Consider the following 19,873-nt stretch of genomic DNA (forward strand, 5'->3'; position numbering starts at 1 on the left):
CGCTTGGCCCCGCTCCCCGCCCTTTTCAAACCGCTCGCCCCGGCTTTTCAGGCCTTCGCGGCGCAACCGTTCTCCCCGCGATCCTGGGCGAGACCGTGGCGGCGGCCGGCTGGCCGCCCGCGGATTGCGGTGATCGGCAATTGTCAGGCCGCCGGCGTCGCGCAAGCCTTGCGGCTGTTCCTGCCGGGCGCCGCGGTCGAGACGCTTCTCGTCGCCGGGCTCGGCCGACGGTTCGGGCATCTCGACCGGCTGGCACGCCATCTCGGGGGCGCCGATCATGTCTTCTCGCATTTCTTTCCCGAAGGCTTCGTCGCGGGCGGCAACGTCCACGGGCTCTCTGAACGCGTGCCCGGTTTGCAGTTGTTTCCGACGATCCTGTTTTCCGGCTTCCATCCCGATCTCATCCATGTCGGCGACGAAGCGAGCCTGAGGCTGTCCCGCCTCGTCGCCTCGCCGATCGGGCCGTACCACTCGGCGATCGCGCTCCATGGCTTCCGTCAGGGGCTGAGCGTAGAGGCCACCCTACGGCTCTATACCGGTGCTGCTTTCGAACGGCTCGGCTATTTCGACCTGTGGCAGGCGAGCGCCGATTACCTGCTGCGCACCGCGCGCGACGTCGGGTTCGGCCTGGAGCGGGAATTCGCGCTGTGGAGCCGCGGCGGGGTGTTCATGCACGTCGTCAACCACCCGCACCTGCATGTGCTGGGCGACATCGCCCGGCGTCTCGCCTGCGAGACCGGCTGCGACCCACTCGACATCCCGATCCAGACCTACGCTCCCGATGCGCTGACCTCCGAACCGGTCTGGCCGGTCCTACCGGGAATCGCCGAACGCTACGGCGTGGCGGGCTCGACCTTGTTCAAGGGCGACGGCCGCCGCGCCGCGCCGCGCCTGCTGGATCTGCCGGATTTCGTGGCCGAAAGCTTCGCTCTCTATGCCCGGCAGCGATCACAAGACCTCGTCAATGCGCGGGTCGAGGCCTGGGAGAAGGATCCGGAGATCGGCGCGCTCTTCGGTGCGGCATAGATCGGATTCGGCGCGGGCGGCGTCAGCGTGCCGTCCGAGGCGCCCGAACGCTTCCGCTCTCGGCACGACAGCGAAGCAGGGGTCTCGTCGGACGCCCGTCAGCCGGCGACGCGGCGGCCGTCTCCAAGGCCGTGCGACGCGGCCATCACGCTTGCCAGTTCCACGATCTCTCGGGCTTGGAACGGCTTGCGGATATAGAGGCTCCCGGGAACCGTGCGGCTCTCGATCTGCGCCACGGTCGAGGTGTAGACCACCGGCCGCTTCGGATGACGCTCGCGATAGGCGGCAGCCACGGTCCAGCCGTCGATCAAGCCGGGGAGGAGAATGTCGGTAAGCAGCCAATCGATGGCCTCGCCCCCGTCCCGCAACGTCGTCAGCGCGGCCTCGCCGCTGGAGGCAGCAAGCACGCGCATGCCCTCACGCTCGCACAGCCGCGTCAGCATCTCGAGTAGCAGGTAATTGTCCTCGACGATGAGCACGGTCGGGGCGGAAGGCATGGCCCTTGTCCAGTTTGCAGCGCGCCCATCACATGGCGGAACAGTTAATGCATCATTAACTCCACGGTCGCATAGCAAGTTTTCGCAAAGCTGAGCAATGGAATGAATGAGCCTGCCGCGCATCGTCCCGCCCAGGCCCCCGCCTTCGACGCCGAGGCCCTGGCGGAGTTGGAGGATCTGTTCGGCCGCCCCCGCCTCATGGAGCTGCTCGAAGTCCTCGACCACGAGATCGCCATCCGCCTCGATCCGCCCGCCAGCGACACGTCGCGCCTCGCCGGCGACGCCCACATTCTCGTCTCATCGAGCGGAGCGCTCTCCTTCCACGACCTATCGGGGGCTTGCGCAGCGCTGGAGCGGGCCTGTCTGAGCGGCACGGAAATCGCGACGCCGCTGGGCACCGCCGTTCACGCCGCGCGCCAAGCACGGGACGCGATCGCGACATTGCGCGGCGTGTGATTCGGCTCGTGTTGCCGCATCGCAACATCGATAGGCAAAGCGGTGCTGGTTCTGCTCGCGCCCACGGCGCGCCGCAATCTTGGACAGAACACTGAATATCGCTGCGGTCGAGCTTGGATTGGTCATGGGGTAGTGCGGTCGCGGCAGCGCGGCCCACCGTCTCGCGAACAGACAGCGTTCCGGGTGCTGGCGTGAGAGACACTTAACCATCCGCGGCTACACCGTTCAGAACGAAAACGCTCTGCGCCGGCACGGATCTGCGACCGGTGATCGGGAGCGTTTCAGACTGAGACTCGGGGCCGGCCTTGATCGCCAGACGATCGGGGCAGGCACCGGCAGGACAACCGGCACGGCTCGGCCGTGAGGAGAGAGACGATGTCGACACCCGCGCGTTTCCGTGGGCTTTCCCTGACGCTGGCGCTCTGCGCCGCACTGGGCCTCGGCGCCTGCAGCAAGGATAGCGATCTTGCCGATGCGTCCGGCTTCGGTGCGGGTGGCCCCGGAGGCCCGGCCCGGCCCGGCAGCGCCCAGGATTTCGTGGTGAACATCGGCGACCGCGTGTTCTTCGAGTCCGATTCGACCGATCTCACCCCGACCGCGACCGCCACCCTCGACAAGCAGGCATCGTGGCTCCAGCGCTACTCGCGCTATAGCTTCCTCATCGAGGGCCATGCCGACGAGCGCGGCACGCGGGAGTACAATTACTCCCTCGGCGCCCGCCGCGCACAAACCGTGCAGGATTACCTCGCCTCCCGCGGCATCTCCGCCTCGCGGATGCGGACGGTCTCCTACGGCAAGGAGCGCCCGGTGGCGGTGTGCAACGACATCTCCTGCTGGTCGCAGAACCGCCGCTCCGTCAGCGTTCTCGATGGCGGCGCCGGCTCCTGAACCGGGTGCGGGCCCGGTTTTGCGGCCGACCGGGCCATCTGCTATCGGGTAAGCGTGCCTTATCGAACCTTCGCTGCGCCGTCGCCGCTCAGGCCGCGACGGCGCAGCGGAGGTTTCGGGGAGGACACGACGTCGGCCGCGAACCAGAAGACCGATCGGTGCCAGCCGCCATGTTCCGCCGCCTCCTCCTGACCCTCGGACTCGGTTTCGCGATCGCGCCAGCGGCTCTCTGTGGCGCGCAGGCGCAGGATGCGTCGGAACTCGTGGTGCGTCTCAACCGCCTCGAGAACGTGTCTCGGCAGCTCTCGGGACAGATCGAGACGCTTCAGTACGAGAATCGGCAGCTCAAGGAACAGCTCCGGAAGTTCCAGGAAGATGTCGAGTTCCGCTTCCAGGAAGGGAAGGGGAGCGCCGCCGCACCCGCCCGCAAGGCCCCGGCGCCCGCCGCGGCACCGCCCTCGGCCGCGCCCTACGGCACCAATCCGGGTGAGGGGCGGCCGGGCAAGCGCAGCGATGCCTTCGATCCCGAGCAGAATCCGAATGCGCCGGGCGCCCCGAAGCCACTCGGGACGACGCAGCCCTCGCTGCCTTTGCCGACCGGCGCCATCGCCGAAGCCGAAGCGCCCCTGCGCCGCTCCGTCCCCCCGACGGTCGTGGAGGCGGATACCGACGCGTCCGAGGACGGGGATCTGCCGCCGCCCGGCTTCGGCGGTCCTGTGGACCTCTCGCCTCCGTCCGCGCGAACCGGTTCGATTGCGCCGGTCGAAGCACCCGTCGGGAGCGCCAGCATCGCCGCCACCGGCAGCGGCGACGCGCAGGCGGATTTCGAGGCCGCCTACGCCCTCATTCGCGAGCGCCAGTACGAGCAGGCCGAGATGAGTCTGCGTCAGTTCATCCAATCGCATCCGCGCGACCGGCTGGTGCCGAAGGCGACCTACTGGCTCGGTGAGAGCTACCTTCAGCGCAGCCGCTCCCGCGAGGCCGCCGAGCAGTTCCTGAAGGTCTCGACCGACTACGCGAATTCGCCCGTCGCACCCGAAGCGATGCTGAAGCTCGGCACCTCCCTGCACGCGCTCGGGGCCAAGGCCCAAGCCTGCGCCACGCTGGCCGAGGTCGAGCGCAAGTTTCCGAGCGCGGGTGCCACTGTACGCCAGGGCGTCGAGCGCGAGCAGAAGCGCGCCCGCTGCGCCGCTTGAGCGCGGCGTCCCTCGACGAACGCCTCGCCCGCGCCCTCGCACCATTCCTGGCAGAACCCGCTCGTCCGGCACTGCTCGCCGTTTCGGGCGGACCCGATTCCACGGCGTTGATGCACGCGGCAGCCCGATTGGGACAGGATCGGTTCCGGGTCGCCACGGTGGACCACGCCCTCCGGCCGGGTTCGGCCGACGAGGCGGTAGAGGTTAGGCGCCTCGCCGCCGAACTCGGCCTCGTCCACACAATACTGACCTGGGATGCGCCGCGACACGGCAGCCGTATCCAAGCAGCGGCGCGCGGCGCTCGCTACAGACTGCTCGCCGACCATGCGGCCCGGATCGGCGCGGGTCTCGTTCTGACCGCCCACACGCTCGATGACCAAGCCGAGACCGTGCTGATGCGCGTGATCGCCGGAAGCGGCCCCTCCGGTCTTGCCGGGATGCGCGACGAGCGCCCCCTGGCACCAGGCATCCGATTGGTGCGGCCGTTCCTGAGCATCTCGAAGGCCGACCTCGTGGCCTATTGCGAGCGGCACCGCCTCCCGTTCCTGCGCGATCCCTCCAACACGGACGAGCGCTTCACCCGGGCGCGGTTGCGCCGCCTGCTGCCGCTGCTGGCCGAGGAGGGCCTGAATGCGGCGCGACTTGCCCGCCTCGCCGTCCGTGCCGGACGGGACGATGCGGCGTTGAGGCAGCGTGCCGAGGCCGTGCTGTCGGAGATCACGCACGGCGACGTAGAGGGCTTGCGACTCGACGGACATCGCCTGCGCCGCGAACCTTGCGCCATCGTCTTGCGCGTCCTCGACATGACCCTCGACAGAATCGCGTCGCCTCACGAAGCGCCCGTTCCGAAACGTCTGGAACGGCTCGAAACCCTCGTTCTCGACGCGCTGCTGCCGGCTCTGGCCGAGGGGAGGGCGCTCCGCCGCACCCTCCGCGGGGTCTTGATCGAGACGGACGGGGAGGGGACGATCCGCCTCGCCGCCGCGCCGCCACGCAGGGCACCGGAGGGGCGCCGCTAACGCTACGCGGTCGCCCTCGACGCAGGGGCCGCCGATTTACTTGGCAACCGGTGGGGCGCCGCCTACATTGGCCCGGAGTGCGTGGGGTATGCCGCGACATTGCGGGACGACGCTCGCACGCCTCCCAGGACCGATCGATGAACCCGAATTTCCGCAATTTCGCCCTGTGGGTCGTCATCTTCCTGCTGGTGCTCGCCCTCGTGACCCTGTTTCAGAACCCAGGTCACCGTGGCGGCGGCAGCGAGATCGCCTACAGCCAGCTCCTGAACGATGCCGACGCCGGCAAGATTCAGTCCGTCACGATCTCCGGCCAGGACGTGAGCGGCACCTATGTGGGCGGCGGCAACTTCTCGAGCTACGCGCCGAACGACCCGGGCCTCGTCTCGAAGCTCCAGGGCAAGGGCGTGCAGATCACGGCGCGTCCGCCCTCCGACAACACACCCTGGTTCATCCAGCTTCTCGTGAGCTGGCTGCCGATCCTCGTGTTCATCGGCGCCTGGATCTTCCTGTCGCGCCAGATGCAGTCCGGGGCGGGTCGCGCCATGGGCTTCGGCAAGTCGAAGGCCAAGCTCCTGAACGAGGCGCATGGACGCGTCTCCTTCGATGACGTGGCCGGCGTCGAGGAGGCCAAGGAGGACCTCCAAGAGATCGTCGAATTCCTGCGCGATCCCCAGAAGTTCCAGCGCCTCGGCGGCCGCATCCCGCGCGGCGTGCTGCTCGTCGGCCCGCCCGGCACCGGTAAGACCCTGATTGCCCGCGCGGTCGCGGGTGAAGCCAACGTGCCCTTCTTCACGATCTCCGGTTCGGACTTCGTCGAGATGTTCGTCGGTGTCGGCGCGTCCCGCGTGCGCGACATGTTCGAGCAGGCAAAGAAGAACGCGCCCTGCATCATCTTCATCGACGAGATCGACGCCGTCGGCCGTCACCGCGGCGCCGGCCTCGGCGGCGGCAACGACGAACGTGAGCAGACCCTCAACCAGCTCCTCGTGGAGATGGACGGGTTCGAGGCCAACGAGGGTGTCATCATCATCGCGGCGACCAACCGCCCCGACGTGCTCGACCCGGCGCTGCTGCGTCCCGGCCGCTTCGACCGCCAGATCATGGTGCCGAATCCGGACGTGACCGGTCGCGAGCGCATCCTGCGCGTTCACGTCCGCAAGGTGCCGCTGGCGCCCGACGTCGATCTCAAGGTCATCGCCCGCGGCACGCCAGGCTTCTCGGGTGCCGACCTGATGAACCTCGTCAACGAATCCGCTCTGCTCGCCGCGCGTCGAGGAAAACGCATCGTCACGATGCACGAGTTCGAGGACGCCAAGGACAAGGTCATGATGGGCGCCGAGCGGCGCACCCTCGTCATGACCGAAGACGAGAAGCGGCTCACCGCCTACCACGAGGGCGGCCATGCCATCGTCGCCTTCAATGTCCCGGCCACCGATCCCGTTCACAAGGCGACGATCATCCCCCGCGGGCGGGCGCTCGGCATGGTCATGCAGTTGCCCGAGCGCGACAAGCTCTCGATGTCTTTCGAGCAGATGACCTCGCGGCTGGCGATCATGATGGGCGGGCGCATCGCCGAGGAGATGATCTTCGGCAAGGACAAGGTGACGTCGGGCGCCCAGTCCGACATCGAGCAGGCGACGCGGCTGGCCAAGATGATGGTCACCCGTTGGGGCTTCTCGCCGGAACTCGGCACCGTGGCCTACGGCGACAACAACGACGAAGTCTTCCTCGGCATGTCGATGGGCCGTCAGCAGACGGTCTCGGAGGCAACTGCCCAGAAGATCGATGCGGAAGTGCGTCGCCTCGTCGAGGCGGGCCTGGAGGAGGCACGCCGTATCCTCGGGGAGCGCAAGGACGACCTTGAAGCGCTCGCCCAGGGCCTGCTCGAATACGAGACCCTGTCCGGCGACGAGATCCGCAAGCTGCTCCAGGGCGAGCCGCCGGTGCGCGACTCGGGCGACGTCCCGCCAACCCCGGCCCGCGGCTCACCAGTGCCGTCGACCGGCCGTGGCCGCCCGCGTGGCAGCGACGGCGGGTTGGAGCCGAGCCCACAGCCGCAGGGCTGAACAGGCCGACCAAGCTTCGACAAGGGGCGCCGTGAGGCGCCCCTTTTTCATGGCCGTCGCGTCGTTGCACCGGTGAGCCTTCCCACGAGACGGGAGTGAAAAGACCCGGCACATGTCGAGTTCGGTCTATCTCATCGTCGCCTTCGGCGCGGCCATCGCCGGCTTCGTGCAAGGGCTGTCGGGCTTCGCGTTCGGCCTCGTCGCCATGTCGGTCTGGGCCTGGGTCATCGATCCGCAGCTGGCAGCGGCACTTGCCGTCACCGGAGCCCTCACGGGGCAGATCATCGCTGCGGTGACTGTGCGCCGAGGCTTCGACGTCCACGTCCTGACCCCGTTCGTGCTCGGCGGCCTTGCCGGTGTCCCACTCGGAGCGTTCCTGCTGCCGCATCTCGACATGCACTGGTTCAAGACGATCCTCGGAACCCTTCTCGTGGTCTGGTGCCCCGTGATGCTCCTATCGAAGGATCTGCCGCGCATCACCGTCGGCGGCCGTATCGCAGACGCTGCCGTCGGCCTTGGCGGGGGCATTCTCGGGGGCCTCGGCGGGTTTACGGGCACTCTGCCGACGCTGTGGTGCACGCTCCGCGGCTACGAGCGCGACGTTCAGCGCGCCGTCATCCAGAATTTCAACCTGTCGATGCTCGCCGTCACGATGACGGTCTACGTCGCGTCCGGGATCGTCACGCGAGGCATGCTGCCGATGATCCTCGTCGTGCTGCCGGCCATGCTGCTTCCCACCATCGTCGGCACACGGGCCTATGTCGGCTTAAGCGAGACCGGCTTCCGCCGCCTTGTCCTCGGCCTTCTGACCGTGTCGGGCATTGCTCTGCTCCTCTCGGGCCTGCCGCAAATTCTTCGATAGAGCAGCCTTCGGCCCTCAAGAACACGATGACGCGAAGATAAGAGGCTCGTGCGGCCTCCTGAATTCCACTTGCGGAATGATGCACGCGCCGCCGGTCAAACCGGCTGGCTCGCCCCATTTCGACCGCCTTTGTCGCGGAGCAACCAATTCACGAGGCCCGTGCTGCCGGCCGGGCGCCATTCTGATAGTGTGGTCGGCTGCGAACCACGCCGAGCGCGGAGAAGCAACGTTGCGTAAACACTTCGGTACCGACGGCATCCGCGGACGGGCCAACGGCGTCATCACACCGGAGCTGGCTCTCAAGGTCGGGCAGGCCGCGGGCGTGATCTTCCAGCGCGGCGACCACCGCCACCGCGTCGTGATCGGCAAGGATACCCGGCTCTCGGGATACATGATCGAGACCGCCCTCGTGGCCGGCTTTACCTCCGTCGGCATGGACGTGCTGCTGCTCGGCCCGATGCCGACGCCTGCCGTCGCCATGCTGACCCGCTCGATGCGCGCCGATATCGGCGTGATGATCTCGGCCTCGCACAACCCGTTCGAGGATAACGGCATCAAGCTGTTCGGGCCCGACGGTTTCAAGCTCAACGACGAGCTCGAACTCGAGATCGAAAGCCTGATCGACGGCGACATGCGCAACCGCCTCTCGGCTTCGCGCGACCTCGGCCGTGCCAAGCGGATCGAGAGCGTGCACGCCCGCTACATCGAGTTCGCCAAGCGCACCCTTCCGCGCCACGTGACACTGGACGGCCTGCGGGTTGTCGTCGATTGCGCCAACGGCGCGGCCTACCGCGTCGCGCCGGAAACCCTCTGGGAACTGGGCGCCGAAGTGATCTCGATCGGCGTCGAGCCGGACGGGTTCAACATCAATCAGGATGTCGGCTCGACCGCGCCCGAAACCCTCGTGCAGAAGGTTCGGGAGCTGCGCGCCGATGTCGGGATCGCGCTCGATGGCGACGCCGACCGCGTGCTGATCGTCGACGAGAAGGGCCAGAAGGTCGATGGCGACCAGCTCATGGCGGCCGTCGCCCGCTCGTGGCAGGAAGACGAACGCCTGACCCAGCCGGGACTGGTTGCGACGATCATGTCGAATCTCGGCCTTGAGCGATACATCAACAGCATCGGTCTCACGCTCGCCCGCACGGCCGTCGGCGATCGCTACGTGCTCGAACATATGCGCCAGCACGGCTACAATCTCGGCGGAGAGCAATCCGGCCACATCATCATGTCGGATTACGCGACCACGGGTGACGGGCTGGTGGCCGCGCTTCAGCTCCTCAGCGTCGTCAAGCGCCGCAACCTGCCGGTGAGCGAGGTTTGCCACTGCTTCGAACCGCTGCCTCAGATCCTCAAGAACGTCCGTTTCCGCTCCGGTGAGCCCTTGCGCGCGGATTCGGTCGTAACCGCCATCGCCCATGCCAAGGACCGGCTCGGCCAGTCGGGTCGCCTCGTGATCCGCCCGTCCGGCACTGAGCCCGTCATCCGGGTGATGGCTGAGGGGGACGACCGTGATCTCGTCGCCGAGGTGGTGGATGAGGTCGTGGATGCCGTCACGCGCGCAGCGGCCTGAAGGCCGCCGGTCGCCGATCCCCTGGGTCGCCGAGACAGCCGGACCGTGCCACTCGCGAGAGAGCTTTGCGACGAAGTGGCGAACGGTTCGGCGACTCAGAGAGCGGGACCGAACCGCTGCCGGTGCAGCCGGGGGCAGAAAGCACAAGCAGCGATGGTACTGATTTTCCAGAGTCTTTGCCAATCACGGCAACGGATCGGCAAGGCTAACTTTTTACGTTAAGGCCGACTTAACCTTCATCGATCATCCTTGCATTCGCATCTCGGGCCGGCCTTCAATTCTCGGCGCGCTCGATGGGTCAAGGAAATCGTAATGCGCCGCCGCACCAACATTCTCGCATTGGCGCGCTCCCTCACGCTCCTGGCGAGCGTCGGGGTGCCCTGCCTCGCACAAGCCGCCGACCTGCTGCCGCCCCCGCCGCCCATGCCCGAGCCGCTGCCCGAGCCGGAAGTGTTCGCCGGCGGGTGGTATCTTCGGGTCGATGGCGGCTACGGATCGCTCGACCTGCGCAAGAGCATTGCCGAGGACGTTTCGCATCCGCCCAAGCCGTACGATTACGCCGTCGTGCAGGACAAGGTCTCCAACCAGTACTTCGTCGGCGGCGGCGTCGGCTATCAGATCAATCCGTGGCTGCGTGTCGATGCCACCGGTGAATATCGCTTTCGCAGCAAGTGGACGTTCGTGGCCGAGGATAAAACCTTCGGCGATACCGGCGGCTACAACGTCACCAGCGGGAAGTTCGACTCCATCGTCGGCCTCGCCAACGGCTACGTCGATCTCGGCACGTGGTACGGCGTGACGCCGTTCGTCGGCGCCGGCGTCGGTGTGGCCCACCACAGCTTCGGCGGCGTGACCGACAAGGGCTACGGCGCCTACGAGGGGGGCTACGGCATCGGCCGCCACAACGAGCGGACGAACTTCGCCTGGGCGCTTCATGCCGGTCTCGGCTACGCCGTGACGCAGAACATCAGGTTCGAGGCGGCCTACCGCTACCTCAACATGGGCGAGGCCGCGACCGGCGTCGTCACCTGCGCCCCGGACTGCCCGAAGACCGTCTATCGGGTGAAGGAACTCGAAGCCCACGACGTCAAGGTCGGCCTGCGCTACCTGTTCGGCGCCCCGGTCGCCGTCGCGGCGGTCGACTACGCGCCGCCGCCTCCGCTGGTGCGCAAGTACTGATCGTCCCTAACTTTTGATTGTATCTCGACGGCGCGAACACTTTTCGCGCCGTCTTCGTTTTCAGATTCGTGAATCTCCGTACCCGGCCGGTTAAGGTTAAGCCGTTCATAACCTTTATCGGGAAAACTGTTGGTCAATCGAGGCGCGGGCCCCTCCTGCCGCCGCCTCCGACGAGGCTTCCCATGATCGCATCGCATCGTCTGGCGCTGGCGGCCACGCTCGCGACCGGTACCCTCCTCGGGGTTCTGACCGGCTCCCTCGCGTCCCCTGCCGCCGCGGCCGATCTGCTTCCGCCGCCCCCGCCGCCGCCCGTCCAAGTCGAACCGGTGGCGATCGGCAGCGGCTGGTATCTGCGCGGCGACTTCACGAAAAGCTGGTACGACCACCCGCGCGACGACGCCATTCTCGATCCGAACGATCCCGGCATGCCGCCGCTCGTCGGGCTGCGCCTGAGTTCCGAGGCCGGTTACGGCGGCGGCGTGGGCTATCAGATCAATTCATGGCTACGCGTCGATGCCACCATCGACCAGAGGGCTACCTCGTCCTTCCGCGGCTACTCCTCGCGCTCGGTGTTCGAGACCGGCTACAATCTCGAAGCCGGCAAGGTCGATGTGCTGACCGGCCTCGTCAACGTCTACGCCGATATCGGAACGTGGTACGGCTTCACGCCTTACGTCGGCGCGGGCGTCGGCTTCGCCGACAAGCGCATGAGCCGCAACTACACCCAGACCACCTGCCTGATCGACGGCTGCGACGGGTCCGAGGGTACGGGACCGCGCAACGCCGCCTTCCGCGCCAACCACTCGGTCATGACCTTCGCATGGGCTCTGACTGCCGGTCTGTCCTACGACCTCGGCGCCGGCTTCAGTGTGGACGCGGCCTACCGCTACATCGATCTCGGTAAGATCCGCAGCGGATTGGACGAGTTCGGCGGCCTCACCCGTGTGAAGGATCTGGCGGCCAGCGAATTCCGGGTCGGCCTTCGCTACCGCTTCGCCGACGGCCTGCTCGCCTCTCCCGTTCGGAGCTTCGGCAACTGATCCGGTTTCCGCTTGATCCAAGCGGGGACCGTATCGACAAGCCCGCGCGGCGCCTGAGGAGGGTACCCATTGCGCCACCGCAATGAGTACCCGCCGAAGCCCAAATCCGCCATCCCGAAGGGATCAACCGACTTCGGTATGAGTCGATCAAGATCGTTCCTCAGGAACGCACGGCGTCCAGGCTTGTCCTTGGGCGCCGTTTTCGTTCCGGCCGTCGCTCGATGCATCGAAGGCTCAGGTCATGTGCCGGAACGGATGTGCGCGAGCATTTGCCGGCCACCTCGGGACGCCATCCAATGTTGGTCCGGTACGAAAAATTAAGGTTACTGAATTAGGACGGAAGGGTCAGCCCGGTGCCGCAACGGCTCGGTGCGTGAGGACGACGACGATGCGTATCGCGACCCTGGCTTTTCTGACGACCATTCTGGCTTCACCCGCTCTGGCCGCCGATCTCGATTACGGGGTGCTGCGCGGCTACGACGATGACTACCCGGCACCGGCTCCGCTCATCGATTGGAGCGGATTTTATGTCGGCGGCCATGGCGGATACTCGTCGGCGGCCTTGGGCTTCAGCAACGCCTTCCAGCCGATCGTTGCGAACGCGCTCCGCAACACCGTCGCGGAAGCCGAGATGAGCGCATCTCATCTTCTCGCCGCACGCGCCACTCATTCCGGCGGTGCCAGCTATGGCGTCTTTGCGGGCGTCAACTATCAATTCGAAGACGTCGTCGTCGGCCTCGAAGCCGATTACACTTACTTCGGACAGAGTGAGAACACTTTCGATCGCATCGCTCGCACGATGATCACCAAGGACGAGTTTCTTACCACCGTTAATCTAGATGGATATTCAAGCACAAAGATCCAAGATTACGGGACGGTCAGAGGCAGGCTCGGCTACGCGTTCGGAAATCTTCTCCCCTTCATCACCGGTGGCGCGGCTGTTGGCCGCGCCACTGTGACTGACACGGTGACCGTTCAGAACTACGGATATAACAACAACACTTACAATTCAAATCAGACGGGGACCACAAAGTCCTTCATCAATAACTACGGTTATTCGGTTTTCTATCAAGACTTTCCACCTGGTAGCATCCCGGCACCCGGTACGGTTCACGGAACAACGAAAAAGGTCACCGTGGTCGGTCTCGCGGTCGGTGGCGGCCTCGAATACGCGATCACGCCGAACTTCCTGCTGCGCGGCGAGTATCAATATGTCCTGTTCAACGACTTCCAGGGTCATAAGGCCGAGTTGAACACCGTGCGTGGCGGCGCGGCCATCAAGTTCTGACGCGCGACCGAGTCCGGAGAGCCGCCATGCGCCACCTGCTTCTGCTCACGGCCGCGACGCTCGCCGGCTTATCCGTCGGGCACGCTCAAGCCGAGAGCCGTAGCCGGCATCTCATGACACGCCCCGCCGTCACGGCACTCCCGCCGGAGATGCCCTACCGCGATCCGCGTCCGCGCTTCCGCGGGCCGCCGCCGGTCGAGCGGTTCACCGTCCGGGCCTACGTGCCGCGGCCGACCAACCAGCCGATGTTCAACGAGCCGCCGCAGCCGTTGCGCTGACGCGCGATCAGCTGTCGAGCTCGCTGTCCCAGTAGAGATAGTCGAGCCACGTGTGGTGATACTGGCGGTGGTCGAATTCCGGCTGGCGGCGGTGCAACTCGTGCCGTGTCGGCCGGTGCGGCTCGTTGAGAAGCGGCATTTCAGCCTCCGCCGGCGTGCGGTTGGCCTTGCGCAGATTACAGGGCGAGCAGGCTGCAACGACGTTCTCCCAAGTGGAGAGGCCGCCGCGGGAGCGGGGCACGACGTGGTCGAAGGTCAGGCCGCCCGAGGGAAGGCGCAGCCCGCAATACTGGCACGAGAAGGTGTCGCGCAGGTAGATGTTGTAGCGGGTGAAGGCCGGGCTGCGGGCCAGCGCCACGTAGCTCTTGAGGGCGACCACGCTCGGCACCTTGAGGGACCGGCTCGGACTGTGTGCCTCGATATCGTAGTTCGCGACCAGGGTGACGCGATCAAGGAACAATGCCGTGAATGCGTCCTTCCAAGACCACAACGAGAGCGGATTGTAGGAAAGCGGCCTGTAATCCGCGTTGAGCACCAGGGTTTGCAGATCGATCATCGACGCCACTCACTGCTCGTGACGGCGCCCCTCGGGCGCCTCGGCCTCGGACGCCGAAGGTCCGAAGGGCCATGCCGTACCCGCGACAACCGGAGCCCAGGGGGTGCCTCGGAACCGTGCCGGAGGGCATGACGCCCCGGCACGGCCGCGGGTCCACAGGCAGTCGCGCACGCTCGCGCCGAACCCGAGGCCTCAGCGCTTCGCGCTCGGGTGGGTTGGCGGGAATTGAAAGGTCGAGAGGGATCTTGACGCCAACAGCTTCCCCGACCGGCGAATCCTGCCGGGTCGAACCGAAGCGTGGCGGGGCGGACGATCAGCGCCGCCTCCTCGCTGCGTGAGGATATGGCCAAGTCCATCGCGGCTTAGTGTAATATCAGCGTGACAAGCTTGTGAAGGCGGACCGACCGTCCGTGACGTCGCGGCCGATGATTTTCCCTGGAATAGAGTGTCCACCGCCCCGTCCGCATGGTTTTGCCCCATTACGCGGGCAGACAGCCCGGGCCAGAGCGCCCTTGTGCGTTGCAAACAGTTTCGCGGCTCGCCTCTCGGAAAGTCGCGCCATGGCCCTAGCTCAGGGGCGGCGCGGGATGCCGAATCCGTCGAGCGCCGCGCCCAAGGCTGCGGTCTCGACACCACCCGCGAAGCGGCCGGCCAGGCTGGCCTGGCGCCGATCAACCCGACGCGACCCCGTTCCCCCCGCGAAGGACGACGATGCTACGACACTCCCTGCTCACCCGCATTCGCCACATGGTTCGCGGCAAGGCCCTGATCGCGGCGCTGACCGCGGCGGCTCTCCTGCCGAATGCGGCGGTCGGGCAGGGGAGTCCGCCGGGGGCGGAGGCGCCGACCGCTCAGACGGCCCCGGCTCCGAAGCCGCACGCGGCGCCGCCGCCAGCGAACGGGCAAGCGGCCGAGGGGCAGGCCGCGCCGGCCCCCAAGCCGGCCGCGCCCAAGGTGCCCGTCTCGGAAGCGCTGCAAACGCTCCGCGACCGCCTCGACACCATCAAGGCGGATCTCGAAGCGCGGGAGAAGGCGATCTCCGGCCAGAATGTCGGCGCGGGCGACCTGACCCGCGCCCGCGACGGGCTCGACCCGCTCGCCGACCGGCTGCGCTCGGCGATCGAGCTGCTCGGCCCGCGGTTGGACGCGGCGCGTGAGCGCCTGACGCAAATCGGCCCCAAGCCGAAGGAGGGCGAAGAGGGCGAGGAGGTCGCCCGTGAGCGGGCCGAGCGCGAACAGGCCGTCAACGATATCGACGGCACCCAGCGGCTGGCCAAGTCCCTGCTGGTGCAAAGCGACCAGATCGTCGATCAAATCTCGAACCGCCGTCGCGCCGCCTTCACCCGCGGCCTGTTCGAGCGCAGCTCCTCGCTGCTGAGCCCCGACCTGTGGATGCGGGTCGCCGCCGACATTCCTCGGGACGTCAGCTCGCTGAGCAGCGGCCTCGACGACACGATCTCCCTGTTCCGCCGCAACGGCACCCTGTGGAACCTGCTGGTTCTCGGTCTCGCCTTCGGCCTGTCCTTCGCCCTGTATTTCGGACGCCGCAACATCGCCCCGGCGCTGGGCCGCCGGGACATCAACGTCACTTCGCCGTCGAAGCGGGCCAAGCTCCTGGGCGCGTGGCGCGTGCTCCTGCTCGGCACGCTGCCGGCTCTGGCAGGCAGCTACGCGGTCTATTACGCCCTCGACGTCACCGAGTTGCTGCCGGCCCGGTTCCTCCCGGTCGCCAGCACCATTCTCGGTGGCATCGCCTTCATCGCCTTCGTCGAAGCGACGGCCGACGCCTTGCTCGCCGTCAACAAACCGGCGTGGCGTCCGGCACCCGTCTCGGACGCCGCCGCATGGCGGATCAACGCGCTCGCAGTCAGCATCGCCGTGGTCATCACGGTGTCAAAATCGACGGAGGCGCTGAACTCGGCAATCTACGCCGCGCTGCCGATCTCGATCGCGACTCGCGGCATCGGTGCCGTCACGGCCGCGTTGCTACTCGCCATCGGCCTCCACCGCTTCGCCGATACGGCGGAGAAGGAGGAGGAGTGCTTCGGCCCCTATGTCGGCACCGACACGTCGTCGAACATCGGCGGGCCGCTGCGGCTGCTCGGATGGGTCGCGGTCGCGGTGATCGCGGTGGCGCCTTTCGTGGGATACGTCGCCCTCTCGGCCTTCCTCGTCGATCAGTTGATCTGGAGCGCGAGCATCCTCGTCCTGCTCTGGCTGCTCATCATGAGCGTCGATGTGCTGATCGGCGGGTCGCTGTGCGAGGAGACGCGCCTCGCCACCACGCTCCAGGCCAATACCGGGCTGCGCAAACGCTCGCTCAACCAAATTGCGGTGCTGGTGACCGGCTTCGGCCGGGTCCTGCTGATCGCCCTCGCCGCGCTCCTGGCGCTCGCGCCCTGGGGGCTCGACTCGACGGACGTATTCTCCTCGATCCGCACGGCCTTCTTCGGCTTCAAGGTCGGAGACGTCACGATCTCTCTCTCGTCCATCGCCTACGGCATCGGCATCCTCGGGCTCGGCGTGTTCATCACCCGTGGCGTGCAGCGCTGGCTCGAGAACACCTATCTGCCGGCGACCGACCTCGATGCCGGCCTGCGCAACTCGATCTCGACGGTGGCGGGCTATGTCGGCTTCCTGCTCGCCCTGGCGCTGGCCTTCTCCTATCTCGGCCTCAGCCTCGAGAAGCTGACCATCGTCGCCGGCGCGCTCTCGGTCGGTATCGGTTTCGGCCTTCAGTCGATCGTCAACAACTTCGTCTCGGGCCTGCTGCTTCTCTGGGAGCGTCCGATCCGGGTCGGCGATCAGGTGCTGATCGGCGACAGCGAGGGCATCGTGAAGCGCATCTCGGTGCGCTCCACCGAGATCCAGACCTTCGACCGCTCGGCCGTGATCGTGCCGAACTCGAACCTGATCTCGGGCATCGTGAAGAACCGGGTGCGCGGCGACCGCACCGGCCGGGTGATCCTGTCCGTCAGCGTTCTGCGCAGCAAGGATCCGGTGCAGGCCGCCGAGATGATGGTCGCCTGCGCCAAGGCGCATCCGGACGTGCTCAAGGAGCCGCCGCCGCGGGTGGTGTTCAAGAAGATCGGCGATCCCTTCTTGGAGTTCGAGCTGGTCGCCATGGTGATCGACGTCAACCTCGGTCAGAAGGTGCAGAGCGACCTCAATTTCTCGGTCTTCAAGACCCTGGCCGATGCCGAGTTCATCCCGCCGATGGGCCCGGCTTCGAGCTTCATCACCGTGCAGGGCCTGGAACCGGTCCGCGACGCGCTCGGACAGATCGCCCACGCTGTCGGCAGCTCGGCCACGCAGGTAATCGCGCCTGCAGCATCCGGAGTAGACGATGCCAAGAAAAGCTCTGCGCCGGAAGAAGCCTCGGCCCATAGCCCAGCGAACGAATCGCAGGATGTAAACCGTCGACGCCACGGATAGCGGCGGGCGTCCTTCGGAGAGAAAACGGCGCCAGCCCTGAGGATATCGGGGCCGGCCGCACCGATACACTTGAGTTTACCGGCGGCAGGGCCCACTTCCTCCCTCTGCTCACCGGAAACTCGTTGTCGTGCTCGGACGTCAGACCCTCGGACGCAAGACTTTCATCGCCGCACCTGCGGCGCTCGCGCTCGTCGCCCTGCTCCAGGGTTGCGCGGGGAAGATGACGCCCGACACCACCGGGCTACCGAGCATGTACCTGCCGCTCACCACCGGCAGCACCGCGGTGGACACGGCGGAGGCTCGGGACATGATCTCGGCCTATCGCCGCAACAACGGCGCCGCCCCGCTCGTCATCGACCCCGAGTTGCAGCGGCTCGCCGAGACCGAGGCCGCCGCCATGGCCGCCTCCGACCGGCCGAGCAAGAGCCAGACGGTGAGGGCTGCCGTGGCCCGGCTCGGCTATGACGGCGCGGATGCCAACCTTTCGGCGGGCTACCACACTCTCGCGGAAGCGTTCTCCGGCTGGCGCGACAGCCCTCCGCACCGGGCCGTCATGCTGTCGCCCGAGGCGACCCGCATGGGCATCGCCACCGCCTACGCGCCGGGCTCGAAATACAAAGTCTACTGGGCGCTGCTGGTCGCCAAGTAGACGCCCTCAGGGCACAACCTTGCCGTTCGGCGTCGGCGGTGCCTCGGAGAGAAGCGTAACCGTGACCCGGCGGTTCGCCGCGAGATAGGGATTGTCGGGAAACATCGGCTCGGTATCCGCCTTGCCCGTCACAGAGGCGAAGCGGTCGTCCGGCAGGCCGGCGCCGGCCAGGACGTCGCGCACGCTCAAGGCGCGGTTGGCCGAAAGCTCCCAGGGCGGGGCGGTGTCGCGGGTGCCGGGGCGGGCGGTCGCGGTGAAGCCGGTCACGGCGATGCGGTTCGGCAACTTCATCAGCGTCGGCGCCAATCGCTCGAGCAGCCGGCGGGTGCGATCGTTGGGGCGGCTCGATCCTTCGGGGAACATTGAGCGACCGTCCTGATCAACGATGGAGACGTCGAGCCCCTTCCGGGTCGGCGCGATGATGACGTTCTTCGACAGCTCCGCCACTTCCGGCATGTCCTGCATCGCCTGCCGCAGGGAGGCCGCGGCCTGCCCGAACGCGTCGGGATAGCCGCGGTCGGGAATGCCGTCGTCGAGGCCGCTGTCGATCTGCGGCGGCGTCGTGCGGTCAGTGGCCCGCTCGGGGGGGACGTCGCGCAGGTGCTTGAACTTGTCGGCTGTCGGAATCCCCTCGCTCTCCAGGATGCCGGCGAACTTCGATTCCTTGTTCACGCCGAAGGCGTCGCGCATCGAGCCGGCGACGACCTGAAGCTTCTTCTGGTCCTGGGTCGAGTAGGCGGCGATCATGACGAAGAAGCTCATCAGGAGCGCCATCAGGTCGGCGAAGGTCACGAACCAGCCGTGACCGCCGTGGGCGCCGCCGCGCTTCTTCTTGGCCACCGCTCAAGCCCTCGTCAGGCCGCTTCCGCGGCGAGTTCTTCGCGGTGGTTGGCGGGCAGGTAGGCGATGAGCATCTCGCGCACCAGCGAGGGGCTCTTCTGGTCGCGAATCAGCAGGATGCCGTCGATGATGAGGGAGCGCGACACGTCCTCCTCCTCGAGCTTGACGTGAAGCTTGTCGGCGATCGGAATGGCGACCATGTTGGCGATCAGCGCGCCGTAGAGGGTGGCCAGCAGGGCGGTCGCCATGGCGGGGCCGAGCTTCGACGGGTCGGACATGTTGGCGAACATCGTCACCATGCCGAGGATGGTGCCGATCATGCCCCAGGCCGGCGCACAGTCGCCGAAGGCACGGTAGATCTTCGAGCCTTCGTCGAGGTGCATCAGGAAGTTGTCGCGGTCACGCTCCATCGTATCGCGGATGAAGTCGCGGTCGTAACCATCGGCGATGTAGCGCGAGCCCTGAGCCAGGAACGGATCGGAGATCTCCATGCTTTCCAGCGCGATCGGGCCCGACTTGCGCACCACGTCGGCGATCTTGGTGATCTCCTCGATCAGTTCGTGCGGCTTCACCGAGCGCATGGTGAAGGCGTAGCGCAGCCCCATCGGCAGGCCGTGCAGCATGGTCGAGAACGGAAAGCGGATCATCGTCGCGGCGATGGCGCCGCCGAAGATGACGATCACCGCGTGTTTGTCGAAATACGCGGCGAAGTTGCCCCCGTCGATCATGATGAGGGTGAACACGACGCCGACGCCGCCGAGCAGCCCGATACCGGTTGCGAGATCCATGACGCCGATGCCCGAAGCCCGGCCAATCACGCAGGCCGTCCCCAACTTCTAAAAAAACAGGCTGAAGGAACGGTAAAGGGCGTGGACGAACGGGCCGTTCGCCGTCATGTGCCGTTCAGGGGGGAAGAGCCATATCTTCCCATGCCGATTGCCCGGGGGTGTCTGCGCGGAGAACCGCAGCCCCCCGGTCGGCCGGCGCCGGGTCCACCCGGTTCCCAACGGCAAGATCCCCACGGCTGC

General features: G+C 66.9%; 18 protein-coding genes. 14 read left to right on the plus strand and 4 right to left on the minus strand.

From position 1 onward, the window contains the following. Positions 1–3 precede the first annotated feature (3 nt). Positions 4–1,026 (plus strand): WcbI family polysaccharide biosynthesis putative acetyltransferase, encoded by a 1,023-nt coding sequence (locus J2W78_RS04020; RefSeq protein ID WP_301288518.1) that lies wholly within the window; start codon positions 4–6, stop codon positions 1,024–1,026. A 98-nt stretch (positions 1,027–1,124) separates the two neighbouring features. On the opposite strand, the gene J2W78_RS04025 is transcribed toward J2W78_RS04020, so the two are convergent. Next, positions 1,125–1,523 (minus strand): response regulator, encoded by a 399-nt coding sequence (locus J2W78_RS04025; protein WP_253368216.1) that lies wholly within the window; start codon positions 1,521–1,523, stop codon positions 1,125–1,127. A gap of 102 nt (positions 1,524–1,625) precedes the next feature. On the opposite strand from J2W78_RS04025, the gene J2W78_RS04030 reads away from it, so the two are divergent. From J2W78_RS04030 to J2W78_RS04080, 11 genes are all read left to right on the plus strand, one after another. Next, complete coding sequence (locus J2W78_RS04030) at positions 1,626–1,979, plus strand: hypothetical protein (RefSeq protein WP_253368218.1); 354 nt, start codon at positions 1,626–1,628, stop codon at positions 1,977–1,979. A 375-nt stretch (positions 1,980–2,354) separates the two neighbouring features. Continuing rightward, positions 2,355–2,867 (plus strand): peptidoglycan-associated lipoprotein Pal, encoded by a 513-nt coding sequence (gene pal, locus J2W78_RS04035; protein ID WP_253368220.1) that lies wholly within the window; start codon positions 2,355–2,357, stop codon positions 2,865–2,867. A 170-nt stretch (positions 2,868–3,037) separates the two neighbouring features. Then, positions 3,038–4,063: a tol-pal system protein YbgF gene (gene ybgF / locus J2W78_RS04040; protein WP_253368222.1), complete on the plus strand. Its 1,026-nt coding sequence runs from the start codon at positions 3,038–3,040 to the stop codon at positions 4,061–4,063. Further along, the gene (gene tilS / locus J2W78_RS04045) at positions 4,060–5,082 is read left to right on the plus strand and encodes a tRNA lysidine(34) synthetase TilS (RefSeq protein WP_253368224.1); all 1,023 of its coding nucleotides are present in this window, start codon (positions 4,060–4,062) and stop codon (positions 5,080–5,082) included. The genes ybgF and tilS overlap by 4 nt, the downstream gene beginning before the upstream one ends. Before the next feature lie 137 nt (positions 5,083–5,219). Continuing rightward, positions 5,220–7,148, plus strand: coding sequence for an ATP-dependent zinc metalloprotease FtsH (gene ftsH / locus J2W78_RS04050; RefSeq protein WP_253368226.1), 1,929 nt, complete (start codon positions 5,220–5,222; stop codon positions 7,146–7,148). A gap of 112 nt (positions 7,149–7,260) precedes the next feature. Beyond that, positions 7,261–8,010 carry a sulfite exporter TauE/SafE family protein gene (locus tag J2W78_RS04055; protein ID WP_253368227.1) on the plus strand — a complete coding sequence of 250 codons (750 nt, stop codon included), beginning with the start codon at positions 7,261–7,263 and terminating at the stop codon, positions 8,008–8,010. A 229-nt stretch (positions 8,011–8,239) separates the two neighbouring features. After that, positions 8,240–9,580, plus strand: coding sequence for a phosphoglucosamine mutase (gene glmM / locus J2W78_RS04060; protein WP_135298363.1), 1,341 nt, complete (start codon positions 8,240–8,242; stop codon positions 9,578–9,580). 312 nt (positions 9,581–9,892) lie between these two features. Further along, positions 9,893–10,759, plus strand: coding sequence for an outer membrane protein (locus tag J2W78_RS04065; protein ID WP_253368229.1), 867 nt, complete (start codon positions 9,893–9,895; stop codon positions 10,757–10,759). Between the two features lie 182 nt (positions 10,760–10,941). Continuing rightward, positions 10,942–11,799, plus strand: coding sequence for an outer membrane protein (locus J2W78_RS04070; RefSeq protein ID WP_253368231.1), 858 nt, complete (start codon positions 10,942–10,944; stop codon positions 11,797–11,799). A 388-nt stretch (positions 11,800–12,187) separates the two neighbouring features. Then, complete coding sequence (locus J2W78_RS04075; RefSeq protein WP_253368233.1) at positions 12,188–13,087, plus strand: outer membrane protein; 900 nt, start codon at positions 12,188–12,190, stop codon at positions 13,085–13,087. Between the two features lie 26 nt (positions 13,088–13,113). Further along, complete coding sequence (locus J2W78_RS04080; RefSeq protein WP_253368235.1) at positions 13,114–13,365, plus strand: hypothetical protein; 252 nt, start codon at positions 13,114–13,116, stop codon at positions 13,363–13,365. Between the two features lie 7 nt (positions 13,366–13,372). Here the strand turns inward: J2W78_RS04080 and J2W78_RS04085 are convergent, their stop codons facing one another. Continuing rightward, positions 13,373–13,921: an HNH endonuclease gene (locus J2W78_RS04085; protein ID WP_253368237.1), complete on the minus strand. Its 549-nt coding sequence runs from the start codon at positions 13,919–13,921 to the stop codon at positions 13,373–13,375. Positions 13,922–14,632: 711 nt separating this feature from the next. Here J2W78_RS04085 and J2W78_RS04090 point away from each other — a divergent pair. Together J2W78_RS04090 and J2W78_RS04095 are read left to right on the plus strand one after the other, a co-directional pair. Beyond that, positions 14,633–17,356: a DUF3772 domain-containing protein gene (locus J2W78_RS04090; protein ID WP_253368239.1), complete on the plus strand. Its 2,724-nt coding sequence runs from the start codon at positions 14,633–14,635 to the stop codon at positions 17,354–17,356. A gap of 220 nt (positions 17,357–17,576) precedes the next feature. Then, on the plus strand, positions 17,577–18,005 hold the full coding sequence (locus J2W78_RS04095; RefSeq protein WP_253373960.1) for a CAP domain-containing protein: 429 nt from the start codon (positions 17,577–17,579) through the stop codon (positions 18,003–18,005). 6 nt (positions 18,006–18,011) lie between these two features. Here J2W78_RS04095 and J2W78_RS04100 read toward each other — a convergent pair whose 3' ends face one another. Together J2W78_RS04100 and J2W78_RS04105 are read right to left on the minus strand one after the other, a co-directional pair. Beyond that, complete coding sequence (locus J2W78_RS04100) at positions 18,012–18,845, minus strand: OmpA/MotB family protein (RefSeq protein ID WP_253368241.1); 834 nt, start codon at positions 18,843–18,845, stop codon at positions 18,012–18,014. 14 nt (positions 18,846–18,859) lie between these two features. After that, complete coding sequence (locus tag J2W78_RS04105) at positions 18,860–19,633, minus strand: motility protein A (protein ID WP_060772042.1); 774 nt, start codon at positions 19,631–19,633, stop codon at positions 18,860–18,862. Between the last annotated feature and the right edge of the window lie 240 nt (positions 19,634–19,873).

It is taken from the genome of Methylorubrum extorquens, assembly GCF_024169925.1.
Classification (GTDB): Bacteria; Pseudomonadota; Alphaproteobacteria; order Rhizobiales; family Beijerinckiaceae; genus Methylobacterium; species Methylobacterium extorquens_A.

Excerpts from the sequence above, each read along its gene's own strand:
- J2W78_RS04030 (WP_253368218.1), top strand. The coding sequence starts at position 1,626 with ATGAATGAGCCTGCCGCGCATCGTCCCGCCCAGGCCCCCGCCTTCGAC.
- J2W78_RS04095 (WP_253373960.1), top strand. The coding sequence starts at position 17,577 with ATGACGCCCGACACCACCGGGCTACCGAGCATGTACCTGCCGCTCACC.
- J2W78_RS04090 (WP_253368239.1), top strand. The coding sequence starts at position 14,633 with ATGCTACGACACTCCCTGCTCACCCGCATTCGCCACATGGTTCGCGGC.
- pal (WP_253368220.1), top strand. The coding sequence starts at position 2,355 with ATGTCGACACCCGCGCGTTTCCGTGGGCTTTCCCTGACGCTGGCGCTC.
- J2W78_RS04080 (WP_253368235.1), top strand. The coding sequence starts at position 13,114 with ATGCGCCACCTGCTTCTGCTCACGGCCGCGACGCTCGCCGGCTTATCC.
- J2W78_RS04075 (WP_253368233.1), top strand. The coding sequence starts at position 12,188 with ATGCGTATCGCGACCCTGGCTTTTCTGACGACCATTCTGGCTTCACCC.
- J2W78_RS04085 (WP_253368237.1), bottom strand. The coding sequence starts at position 13,921 with ATGATCGATCTGCAAACCCTGGTGCTCAACGCGGATTACAGGCCGCTT.
- J2W78_RS04065 (WP_253368229.1), top strand. The coding sequence starts at position 9,893 with ATGCGCCGCCGCACCAACATTCTCGCATTGGCGCGCTCCCTCACGCTC.
- J2W78_RS04105 (WP_060772042.1), bottom strand. The coding sequence starts at position 19,633 with ATGGATCTCGCAACCGGTATCGGGCTGCTCGGCGGCGTCGGCGTCGTG.
- ybgF (WP_253368222.1), top strand. The coding sequence starts at position 3,038 with ATGTTCCGCCGCCTCCTCCTGACCCTCGGACTCGGTTTCGCGATCGCG.
- J2W78_RS04025 (WP_253368216.1), bottom strand. The coding sequence starts at position 1,523 with ATGCCTTCCGCCCCGACCGTGCTCATCGTCGAGGACAATTACCTGCTA.
- J2W78_RS04055 (WP_253368227.1), top strand. The coding sequence starts at position 7,261 with ATGTCGAGTTCGGTCTATCTCATCGTCGCCTTCGGCGCGGCCATCGCC.
- ftsH (WP_253368226.1), top strand. The coding sequence starts at position 5,220 with ATGAACCCGAATTTCCGCAATTTCGCCCTGTGGGTCGTCATCTTCCTG.
- J2W78_RS04070 (WP_253368231.1), top strand. The coding sequence starts at position 10,942 with ATGATCGCATCGCATCGTCTGGCGCTGGCGGCCACGCTCGCGACCGGT.